At 60.7% G+C, this 10,340-nt stretch carries 14 protein-coding genes; 7 read left to right on the top strand and 7 right to left on the bottom strand.

The annotated features are described in order from the left end of the window. On the top strand, positions 1 to 96 hold a 96-nt coding region (locus IEV82_RS24075), incomplete at its 5' end, for an IS3 family transposase (RefSeq protein ID WP_373285222.1). A gap of 57 nt (positions 97 to 153) precedes the next feature. Here IEV82_RS24075 and IEV82_RS19130 read toward each other — a convergent pair. The 3 genes from IEV82_RS19130 to IEV82_RS19120 all read right to left on the bottom strand — a co-directional run bounded on the left by IEV82_RS19130 (position 154) and on the right by IEV82_RS19120 (position 3,091). Continuing rightward, entirely contained in the window at positions 154 to 1,815 is a 1,662-nt protein-coding gene (locus tag IEV82_RS19130; protein ID WP_188483683.1) for a thiamine pyrophosphate-dependent enzyme, read from the bottom strand. 429 nt (positions 1,816 to 2,244) lie between these two features. After that, entirely contained in the window at positions 2,245 to 2,499 is a 255-nt protein-coding gene (locus IEV82_RS19125; protein ID WP_188483682.1) for a hypothetical protein, read from the bottom strand. A gap of 163 nt (positions 2,500 to 2,662) precedes the next feature. Next, a complete protein-coding gene (locus tag IEV82_RS19120) occupies positions 2,663 to 3,091 on the bottom strand; it encodes an RrF2 family transcriptional regulator (RefSeq protein WP_188483681.1) in 429 nt (142 codons plus the stop codon). An 81-nt stretch (positions 3,092 to 3,172) separates the two neighbouring features. Between IEV82_RS19120 and IEV82_RS19115 the strand changes: the two genes are divergently transcribed. From IEV82_RS19115 to IEV82_RS19100, 4 genes are all read left to right on the top strand, one after another. Then, positions 3,173 to 3,328, top strand: coding sequence for a hypothetical protein (locus tag IEV82_RS19115; protein ID WP_188483680.1), 156 nt, complete (start codon positions 3,173 to 3,175; stop codon positions 3,326 to 3,328). A gap of 2 nt (positions 3,329 to 3,330) precedes the next feature. Further along, a complete protein-coding gene (locus IEV82_RS19110) occupies positions 3,331 to 3,732 on the top strand; it encodes a group III truncated hemoglobin (RefSeq protein WP_188483687.1) in 402 nt (133 codons plus the stop codon). Between the two features lie 254 nt (positions 3,733 to 3,986). Further along, positions 3,987 to 5,138, top strand: a complete 1,152-nt coding sequence (nirK, locus tag IEV82_RS19105) for a copper-containing nitrite reductase (RefSeq protein WP_188483679.1) — start codon at positions 3,987 to 3,989, stop codon at positions 5,136 to 5,138. Between the two features lie 71 nt (positions 5,139 to 5,209). Continuing rightward, positions 5,210 to 6,019 carry a formylglycine-generating enzyme family protein gene (locus tag IEV82_RS19100; protein WP_229747925.1) on the top strand — a complete coding sequence of 270 codons (810 nt, stop codon included), beginning with the start codon at positions 5,210 to 5,212 and terminating at the stop codon, positions 6,017 to 6,019. 24 nt (positions 6,020 to 6,043) lie between these two features. Here the strand turns inward: IEV82_RS19100 and IEV82_RS19095 are convergent, their stop codons facing one another. The 3 genes from IEV82_RS19095 to IEV82_RS19085 form a co-directional block, all read right to left on the bottom strand. Further along, positions 6,044 to 6,370: a hypothetical protein gene (locus IEV82_RS19095; RefSeq protein WP_229747924.1), complete on the bottom strand. Its 327-nt coding sequence runs from the start codon at positions 6,368 to 6,370 to the stop codon at positions 6,044 to 6,046. A 179-nt stretch (positions 6,371 to 6,549) separates the two neighbouring features. Further along, the gene (locus IEV82_RS19090; RefSeq protein ID WP_188483677.1) at positions 6,550 to 6,708 is read right to left on the bottom strand and encodes a CBS domain-containing protein; all 159 of its coding nucleotides are present in this window, start codon (positions 6,706 to 6,708) and stop codon (positions 6,550 to 6,552) included. A gap of 305 nt (positions 6,709 to 7,013) precedes the next feature. Further along, positions 7,014 to 7,448 carry a pseudoazurin gene (locus tag IEV82_RS19085; RefSeq protein ID WP_188483676.1) on the bottom strand — a complete coding sequence of 145 codons (435 nt, stop codon included), beginning with the start codon at positions 7,446 to 7,448 and terminating at the stop codon, positions 7,014 to 7,016. A gap of 101 nt (positions 7,449 to 7,549) precedes the next feature. On the opposite strand from IEV82_RS19085, the gene IEV82_RS19080 reads away from it, so the two are divergent. Then, entirely contained in the window at positions 7,550 to 8,245 is a 696-nt protein-coding gene (locus IEV82_RS19080) for a Crp/Fnr family transcriptional regulator (protein ID WP_188483675.1), read from the top strand. 3 nt (positions 8,246 to 8,248) lie between these two features. On the opposite strand, the gene IEV82_RS19075 is transcribed toward IEV82_RS19080, so the two are convergent. After that, the gene (locus IEV82_RS19075) at positions 8,249 to 9,436 is read right to left on the bottom strand and encodes an NnrS family protein (RefSeq protein ID WP_188483674.1); all 1,188 of its coding nucleotides are present in this window, start codon (positions 9,434 to 9,436) and stop codon (positions 8,249 to 8,251) included. A 165-nt stretch (positions 9,437 to 9,601) separates the two neighbouring features. On the opposite strand from IEV82_RS19075, the gene IEV82_RS19070 reads away from it, so the two are divergent. Further along, positions 9,602 to 10,333 carry a Crp/Fnr family transcriptional regulator gene (locus IEV82_RS19070; RefSeq protein ID WP_188483673.1) on the top strand — a complete coding sequence of 244 codons (732 nt, stop codon included), beginning with the start codon at positions 9,602 to 9,604 and terminating at the stop codon, positions 10,331 to 10,333. The last annotated feature ends 7 nt before the right edge of the window (positions 10,334 to 10,340 follow it).

The raw sequence follows: 10,340 nt of genomic DNA, 5'->3' as shown, positions 1-10,340 counted from the left end.
GACTACATCGAGCGCTTCTACAATCCCAGGCGACGCCATTCCAAACTGGGCTACCTAAGCCCCATGGCGTTCGAGGACCGAGCTATGCAAACCTAACCCTGTGTCCACGAAATCGGCAGCAGGCCAGAAGTTCTCTCTGCAAGCTGAAACCTCTTAAGGAGAATAGGGGACATCCGGGCGCAAGATGAGCGGCCAAGGATTTGTCTCCTCCTCCAGGTCAGCCTGCACCTCTATGAGTGTTGGGACATCCTCGGCAATAGCTCTTTCCAGAAGCGGCTCAAGCTCCGCGGGCGAACCGACACGACACCCTTTCACGCCATTCGCTTCAGCAAGCTTCACATAGTCGACACCGGGCAAGTCACTTGCGATCGTTCTGCCGGCAAAGTTTGTGATCTGATCTCGTGCAACATTGCCGTAAGACCGATTGTTGAACACGATCGCCACAACGCCTATCCCATGTTGCGCTGCCGTTGAAAGCTCGGACGCCGCAAACATGAACCCGCCATCCCCAAGGATGGCAACAACAGGTTTGTCCGGGCAACCAACCTTTGCGCCAAGCGATGTCGGATAGGCAAAGCCCAAATTTCCCTGATAGCCGGAGGTAATATACGTTCGAGGTTCGTAGACGGGCCAAGCGAAATACGAAGCATATCCTGTCTGGCACATGTCCTTCACAAGGATGCCATCCCGCGGCAACACCTTGCGGATGACATCAAGATAGGAGACCTGCGGCTGAATCTTGCTCACCAAGTTCGCGGCCCGTTCACGTGCATCTGTAATCCGCTTGCGATTACTCGATTTGGCGAAGCCTTCAGCCACAAGGGCATCCCTGATGGCCGAAGCGCCAATTGCGGAATCGCAAACGATACCGGCATCTGGCTTGAGCCTCAGCATTTCCTCCGGTTCAATGTCGATGCGGATCAGCTTTCGCGGCGCGGTAATCCGGTCGGAGGCATCCATCATTCCCCGCCACCGCATGGCCTGCATTTCGCATCTCGACCCAATGCCAATCAGGACATCTGTGTCGCCCCACAATTCATAGGCTTCCACCGAACTGACGCTGAGCGGATGATCCGCCGGGACAATGCCGCGTCCGCCACGGAACGCTGTCACCGGCGCATCAAGCATCTCCGCCAGAAAAAGCACTTCAGACCGCGCATGCTGTGCGCCTGAACCCACCATGATCATGGGGCAGTTGGCGCTTTTCAGAAGCGCAACTGCTTGAGCGATGGTCGTTGGGTTAGGAGGGTTTTCATGTGAGAACCAAGCATCCTCGCCATCAGTAACCGGCCCTTCCTGAGCCATCGTGTCCCAGCACATTTCCAATGCAACTGGACCGGGTCGCCCCGTGTTCATCCGATGGAACGCTTCATCGACCAAGTGTCTTGCTGCAGTGGCATTGGGAATGCGTTCGGCCCACTTGATGAAGGAAGCCAACGTTGCGCGCTGATCCGGGATTTCATGCAGGTGCCCGCGTCCGCGGCCCAGGAACGGAGATGGGACTTGGCCCGTTAGCAACAACAATGGCGCGTTAACAGCGACGGCCGTGCAAAGGGCAGCACCCGCATTTAGCACGCCGGGACCGGGTACAACCGAGAAGACCCCAGGCCGACCCGTTGCTCGCGCGTAGCCCATGGCCATATACGCCGCCGTTTGCTCGTGTCGGGGCCCAATAACTCGGATGGAAGTCTCGGCGTTTTTAAGCGCATCCATTAACGGGTAGGTTTGGACACCCGGCAACGCGAAGACCGTATCAACTCCATGTGCCAAAATCGCGTCAACAATTGCTTCACCACCTGTCAGCGTTCTTGTCATTTCTGTATCTCTATCGCTTTGGCTCGGTTGGATCTTTCAAATGCTGAAACCTAGACTGCCGCTATTATGTCTCACAACCGTTTCTTGCAGACCAGTGAGACGAATGTCCGAGAATTTGCCACTGTACCTTATGTACTGCTCTGCAAATGCTAGCCCATGCCAGTGCTTCCCGTCCCCAGAGGTTCAATTTCTATACAGGCTCGCAGTTGACCTCATATGCGCAATGGCGTCAGCCCCGGAGCAGTATATGACAACGTCACTGACGGCCCTCCGCTCATCGGCTTCAGGTGGCAGATTGCGGAATTTTACTCCGCCACATTCAGATCATCAGACCGTTTCAGTGGGCATTTTGTCTCCGGGATTCACATTTGAACACTTAGCCCAATTCGATCATCACTTCGCAGATCACGCAGCCGGGCGCGGCAGCAGTCATAATTCGCATGAAGGTGTTGCCCGCCGCGACTTCAACTGGAATTGTCCGGCAAAAGGAGCTGGGTCAGTACATTGCGTAGATGGCGACCATCTGTCGGGTTGCGCCTCGTCAGCCGCTCCAGTGGCGATGGCGTCGTCCATATCCTCGAGGCTAACCGCCATGCTGCCCGAATGCGTCAGAGCGCCTTCCAGGTCCGCCACCGACCCGATCTTCAGCAGCCTGACTTCGTCTTTCATCACGACATAGCGCAACCATTTGTTTCCGAGAGACCCAGTGCGGCCGCACGTTTCGGGGTAGCGTGGTTTCCCCCTTGGTCGTTGCAGTCGATCTTACATCTCTGATTTCCTTACTTATCCAAAGCTCTCCTTCTCAAATCACTGGCCTGCTTCACAAATCAAAACTTCAATCAGCCCGTCACGTTTCAAGCAATACGGCAAGTGCGCTGCGGGAGCGGGTCACGTCGGCGAGCGTGTAGCGATCCAGAGTCGCAAAGAACGCCTCTTGCGCTTGGGTCAGCGGATCGCGCAGCCCGCAGGCGGGCAGGATAAGACAGGACCTGTTGGCTCCAAAGCACTCGACAACTGGGTCACCGCGCTTCATCGCCCGGACGACCTCACCGATACTTGTCTCGTCAGCTCGGCGGGCCAGACTGAGCCCGCCGTTGCGCCCCCGCGCCGAGACTACGAAACCGTCACGCGCAAGTTGGGTTGCGACCTTGGAGAGGTGGTGTTCCGACAGCCCGAACAACGCGGCGATCACTGAGGTTGGCACGCGATCCGGCGCGCGAACCGCCAGTGTCATCAGCACGCGCAGGGCGTAATCGGTAAACTTGTCCAGTTGCATATCACAAAATTAGCATTTGCAATGCGCAATTGAAAGGTTCATATAATGCGCATTCAAAACACCTATTAAAGGAAGAAACCCATGACATTGTCCGAAGCTTTTCTCTGGCCGGGAACGAAGGTCTGTGAACATCTGGGGGTCGACCCCGAGGGCGAAGCGGGCCTCATCCGATGGATGGTCAACACGCTCGTCTACCTTATCATCAGTCTGGCCGTCGTTTGGATCGTCGTGGCGTGACCATGACGCCGCGCATTCCGGTCACAGTAGAGCAGATCGACCGGGTCGTGTCGAAGTTCTACGGGCGGGTCCGGGCGCATCCCGCACTTGGCCTGATCTTTGCCGCGCACGTCGCGGATTGGCCCGCGCATGAAGAGAAAATCGGCCGCTTCTGGCGCAATGCCCTGCTGCTCCACCACTGCTATGACGGTAACCCGATGCAGATCCACAGGACAGCCGGCAATGTCAGGGCACAGCACTTTTCTGTCTGGCTGTCCCTGTTCGACTCTGTGCTTGACGAAGAATTGCCGCCCCCTTTGGCCACGGCCTGGTCTTCACTGGCACACCGGATCGGCCGCGGGTTGAGCTATGGGCTGCCATCCGACGACGGAGAGGACGAGGTGCCGCGTCTGGGTCAGGCATAAACCGGCAAAGCCCCGGCGCTCACTCATGACGGCATGAGAATCGGGCTCGCCGCCGATGGAGAGCGCCGACCACCAAACGTGGCTTCACGCTGATCAAGCACAATGCCCCATACACCTCACGCACAATATTTCCGACCGGAGGATGGTGGCACCTTTTGCCCCCGGTTGCTCGCAACGTTGTGGTATCGCAACGACGCAGAGTGGGCCAAGGCGCAAGCATCCGGGAGAACCTGAAACCCCGGAAGGAACACCAGATGCTCACCCGACGCGCCGCACTCATGGGGGCCGCATTGGTTGCCGCCTCACCCTATGTGATCAAGACATCCGCCGCGGCCGAAGAGGTGATGGACACCTCGGACGCAGCGCCGGTCGATCTGTCCAGCATGACCCGCCGCAAGGTGAAGCTGCTGGCTCCGCCTTTCGTGCATGCCCATGAACAGGTGGCGACGGCTGCACCGGAAATCGTCGAATTCGAGATGAAGATCGTGGAGAAGGAGCTTCAGGTCGACGAGGACGCTTGGATCCGGGCGATGACCTTCAATGGTTCGGTTCCCGGTCCGATGATGGTCGTGCATGAGGGCGATTATGTGGAACTGACCCTGTTCAATCCGCCGGAAAACATGATGCAGCACAACATCGACTTTCACGCCGCAACCGGCGCGTTGGGCGGCGGGTCGCTGACGCTGGTCAATCCCGGTGAAAAGACCGTACTGCGGTTCAAAGCGACGCGACCAGGGGTGTTTGTCTATCACTGCGCACCCGGCGGTCCGATGATCCCGTGGCATGTGGTGTCGGGCATGTCTGGCTGCATCATGGTGCTGCCGCGCGACGGGCTGAAGGATCATTTGGGCGCACCCGTGTCCTATGACCGGATCTATTACATTGGCGAGAACGACTTCTACATCCCGCGCGGCGAGGATGGCACCTACATGCGGTTCGAGGATGCCGGCGAAGGCTATTCCGACATGCTGGCGGTGATGAACGGCCTGATCCCGTCGCATGTGGTGTTCAACGGCAAGGTCGGCGCGCTGACCGGACCCGACGCACTGACTGCGGAACAGGGCGAAACCGTGCTGTTCGTTCACAGTCAGGCCAACCGCGACACCCGCCCGCACCTGATCGGCGGGCATGGCGATCTTGTCTGGGAAACCGGCAAGTTCAACAACCCGCCGGAGCGGGATCTGGAAACCTGGTTCATTCGCGGTGGGTCGGCGGGGGCGGCGCTTTATACCTTCCTGCAACCGGGGGTCTATGCCTACGTCAACCACAACCTGATCGAGGCGGTCAATCTGGGTGCCACGGCGCATGTGGTGGTTGGTGGCGACTGGAACAACGACCTGATGGAACAGGTGGTTGCGCCGGTCGAATATGATGTCGCCTACGAGGGACGGACAGCCCTGCCATAGGGGAAATGGGCAAAGCGTTGCATGGCGGTTCCGGTTCCGGGGCCGCCTTTCTCCTGTCTGGAATGATCGCCATGAAATACCGGATCACCCTTGCCTCTGTCGCCCTTGTGGCTGTTGCCGGCGCAGCCCTGCTGTGGCTGCGCGCGCCCGAGCCCCTGCCCCTGCTGCAAACCGTGCAGATCGCCGCAGGACCGCAGAATTACAGGCCCGCGGGGGAATACCGGCAAGGCACGCGGATCATCGATGCCCCGATGCGCACGCAGGACGCCGCCGCGCTGGAGATCATGAAATTCCACGTCACCGAGGCAGAATACGCCCGCTGCGTTGCCCGGGTGGCCTGTGCCGCCGCGCCGACGACCGGGCGCGCCGACCTTGCGCAGACGAATATCAACCACGGCGACGCCACGGCCTATGCTGCCTGGCTTTCGGACCGCACGGGGCAGCACTGGCGTCTGCCGACCGACGCCGAATGGATGCGCGCCGCCGCCGAACGGGGCAACGACGACGGCTTTGCCGTCGACGCCAACGGCGATGACCCGTCGCGCCGCTGGATTGCCAATTATCGGCGCGAGGTGGAACTGCGGGGCGAGGCCGATCTGGTGCTGCACCCGATCGGTCATTTCGGTCAGAACACTCGGGGTGTCAGCGACATGGCGGGCAACGTCTGGGAATGGACCGCCACCTGTTTTCAGAATGGCACTCTCACGGCAGATGGTGCGGCCTTTGCAACCAGGTCGGACTATTGCGGGGTGCGGGCCGTACAGGGCAAACACCGCGCCTTCGTGATCGACTTTGTCCGCGATGCACGGGTCGGCGGGTGCGCGGCAGGGGTGCCGCCCGATTATCTGGGGTTCCGGCTGGTGCGCGACGGGGCCGGCTGAGCAATGCGTCGTGACAGCAGAGTATCAGGACAAGATACCGCGCATGTGAACGGCCCGGTCGACAATATCGTTCATGTGCTGGGACGCCCGGATCGTAAGACTGTGCTGCGTCACGTCGGGCCGGGGTGCAATCACCGCCGCCATGTCCCGCGCCGCCTGCATTTGTCGGTCCGTGCCTCCCGACAGGACCGCGATCAGCAGATTTTCCAGCGAAATTACCCTGACGCGCAAAAGCACGATTTCGGCGTGCGTCATGCCGGGCGTGTCTGCCGGTGCTTCCGGTTCGGCGGCGCGCGGGTTGCCACCCTCATTTTCCCATCGTGACAGCGCAGTCAGGCGTTGAGCTGCCACAGTGTCACATGTTTTTGAACGGGATATCAGACTGTCCTCACAAGGATTGATTTCAGGGGTGGGCAGCTTGCTCATCGATAGCCGACGCCACCGACATAACCGACCATTTGCGCCTCGGCGTCCTCGGCGTCGCCCAACAACACGCGAAACACCGCACGCGCGGTCAGCATCCCGACACGCTACTGGTCGTCATCCACCAGTGGGATGCTCTTGAGATCCCGCGCTTTTATCTTGTCGGATACATCCTGGAAGAGATCGCGCCCATGGTGAAACAGGATGTCCCTGGTCATCACCATGGACACAGGGCAATGGATGGCGGCACCGGTGCGGATGCTCATCCGCCGGACCACGTCAGTCTTGGTGACGACACACTGCAGAATGCCGTCACTGTTTCGGACCACCACAATGTCTGTCCCTCAGGTCAGCAGCCGGACGGCCTCGATCAGGCTCGCATCATCTGCGACAAGAACAAGTTGCGGCCGCGCCGCCATCGGCATGTCAAGGACAAACATTCGCTGGTCTCCTTGGCTTTGGGGTCCGGTCGGACAGGTCAATGCTCCTGATCAACCGGAGGAACCTTGGTCAGATTGTAGGAAAGGTGCCCCGACATTTCCCGGAACGCCAATCCGACCGAACGGTTGGATCACTCGACAATCTGGGCAATCAGCGGCTCGAAACGGGATTTCGCCTTGCCCCTGAATGTGGCCCCGGTGACGGCGTCCTGATTGACCGGCGCACCGGCCTGAACCAGCGCAACCATGCCCATCGTGTAATGCGGAGTGCATTTCACGGCATACAGCCCCTCTTCGGTCAGGGTCAGGACATAATCCGCGCCCATGTCGCTTTTGAATTCCTCGACACCCTCGGGCAGGAGGTCTTCGATGCCTTCGACATTGTGGCCCTTGTCGGTTGATATGAAGGTAACGGTATCGCCAACGGCAGCGGCGACAAAGGCGGGTTCGAACACCATGGCACCTTCTTCTCCCTTGTTCAGCATCTTCACGTCAAAGTTTTCGGCAAAGGCGGCGGGGGCAAGCAGGATGGTGGCAAGGCTGCCGGCGATCAGTTTCGCAAACATTGGATGTCCTTTCGAGAGACGGGAATGGTTGGTCTTGATCCCTGTTCTAGGCTAGGGTCACGAGCGGCTCGTTGTGCTGCCACAACGTCCGGAGCCTGCGCATGAACAAACTTGACGAAAGCCTGCTGAGCGATCTGCCGCCGTTCCGCAGGCTGGCACGGCCCCAGATCCGCGAGATCCTCGACCTTGCCAAACCGCTGCGCTTTGACCCCGGCGCGGCAGTGTTCACCGAGGGGATGCCGGTCGAGCGCTTCTTTCTGTTGCTCGACGGCCATATCCGCGTGATCCGCACGACGCCGGGCGGCGATCAGATCATCGCGCTGCACATCGCGGCGGGGCAGTTGTTCGGCATCGGTGCCGCGCTGGGGCGCACGACCTACCCGGCGACGGCGATGACGGCGGACGACTGCCTGGCGCTGGCTTGGCCTAACCGTTTGTGGACGGTATTCACCGAACGTTATGACGGCTTTGCGACCGAAAGCTACAAGGTGGTCGGCGAACGTGTCGGCGAAATGAACAACCGCATTGTCGAGCTGGCCACCCAGCAGGTGGAACAGCGCGTCGCCTGCGCCGTGCTGCGCTTGATCACTCAGACCGGGCGCAAGGTGGACAGCGGGATCGAGATCGGCCTGCCGATCACCCGCCAGAACATCTCCGACATGACCGGCACGACCCTGCACACCGTCAGCCGGTTGCTGAGCGCGTGGGAACGCGACGGGATCGTGTCGTCCGAGCGGCGCAAGATCACGGTGACGTCGCCGCACCGGCTGGTGCTGCTCAGCGGTGCCGATGCCTGACGCTCACCGCCCGTTCGCCTGGCGCCGCGTGGGGTTGGGCAGGCTCAGGATGGGGACAAACCGCCAGGCAAAAAGACCAAAACCGACCGTCCACAGCGCCGCCGCGATCCACAGGCCAAACGCCGTTGGGACGGCCACACGCATCAGCGCCGCAAGGGCAACGCAGGCAAAGGCCAGCGTCAGGGCGCGCCCCGCCTCGAGCGGCCGCCCGGTGTGGCCCAGCGACGCCCGCATCATCACAGCCAACGTCATGCCGCCGAATCCGCCGATGCCAAGAAGATGCAGCCCTGTCGCGACCGGCAAGATGCCCAGCGACGCCAACCCGACGGCAAACAGCCCGAGCGGCAGGAAGGCAAAGGCCAGATGTAGCATTAGCAACAACGGCGATGACCCGACCCGCCAGCCCCGCCAGCGCATGAGACGCAGGAACTGCACTGCCGCGGCCAACAGCAGGCCCCAACCGGCAAGCCGAGATTCGGGCAATGCCACCCAGGTAAGCAGCATCACCAACGTGAACGTCAGGCTTGCTGCATCGAACCGATCGAACGGCACCGGCAGCGGCCCTGGCTCGGGACCGCGCTTGACCAGCCAGTTCCGGGTGAAGCTGGGGATGATCCTCCCGCCGATCAGCAGGACCAGCATCGCGACCATGGCAAATCCCATACGTCGGCCGACATCGGCGCTGCCCTGCGACATCGCCTCTAGGTGAAATGTGATGTCCGCGGCCAGATACAGCAGCACCGGAACGACCACCTTTAGGTTGCTCCAGTTGCGCCCCGCCACGATTTCGGTTGTAATCATGACCCCGATCGCCGCCATGAACGCGCCATCAACCAGCATCACGGCGACCGGTCCCAATCCCCCAGCCCCCGCCACCGCAAAGCGCCCCGCCAGCCAGAGGAAAGCCAGCACCATCAGCGGCCAGCCCCGCGTCGGCATCCGCCCGGTCCAGTTCGGAATGGCGGTAAACAGGGAGCCCGCGATCACCGCCGAGGTATAGCTGAACAGCATTTCGTGGATGTGCCAGTCCGTCGGTGAGAATGGTCCGCCAAGGGCAACTTGCCCCGACCAGACCGCCATCCAAAGCGGCACGATCAGCACGGCGAACAGGCCCGCAGCAAGGAACAAGGGCCGGAACCCATAGCTGAACAGGGCGGGGCCAGTATAGGGTGGGTGGTTCTTTTCCGACATTCTTGTGCTCGTGTCCCTTTTGGTGCCGACCAGGAACCGGCACACTCTTCTGCGGCAGCCGAAGGGAAATCCTCCCGACACTGATCTCCGTTAACTCACCAAGCCTCACGTTGGCCTATCAAGGAAACCAACGTCGTTGTGCTGGCTCAATCTCGAAAGGTGCTGATGAAGACTCATGACGAAAGCCGACTTGGCAGGATGCCACCCTTCCTTGGCCTTGAGCCGACGCAATTGCGCGAGGCTCTTGCACTGGCCGAGCGAAAGCGCCTGCCCGCCGAGTCCGTTGTCTTTGACGAGGGGCAGCCCGCCCTGCGATTCCACCTGCTGATCTCCGGTCACATCCGTTTTGTCAGGCTGACCGCCGAAGGCGACCGGATCATCGTGCTGCACATACCGGAAAGCCAGATGTTCGGCATCGGCGTGGCGCTTGGGCAGGACACGCATCAGGTCACGGCCATGACCGCCGACGCGTGTTGCGTCCTGTCCTGGCCCAACGCCCTCTGGCCAGTATTTTGCACGAAGTATCAGGGCTTTGCCGCTGAAACCTTGCGCATCTTTGGCACACGCGCCGATGAAATGAGCAACCGCATTGTTGAATTGTCCACCAAGCTAGTGGAACAGCGGGTCGCCTGCGCGCTGCTGCGGATGATCGGTCAGTCCGGGCGCAAGGTTGCTGGCGGCATCGAGATCGACTTTCCGATCACCCGCCAGAACATCGCCGACATGACCAACACCACGTTGCACACCGTCAGCCGGTTGCTGAGCGACTGGGAACGGCGCGGGCTGGTGGCCAGTACCCGGTCCTTGATCGTCGTCACCGACCCGCACCGCCTCGTGATGATGAGCACGGCCGCAGGCGCCCGCGATGTGTATGCACCGGCTTGTCCGGCCGCATGACGCGCGT

The sequence above is a fragment of the Marivita lacus genome, from assembly GCF_014637725.1.
GTDB classification, from domain to species: domain Bacteria; phylum Pseudomonadota; class Alphaproteobacteria; order Rhodobacterales; family Rhodobacteraceae; genus Marivita; species Marivita lacus.
This window is presented reverse-complemented; position numbering and strand designations above follow the sequence as displayed.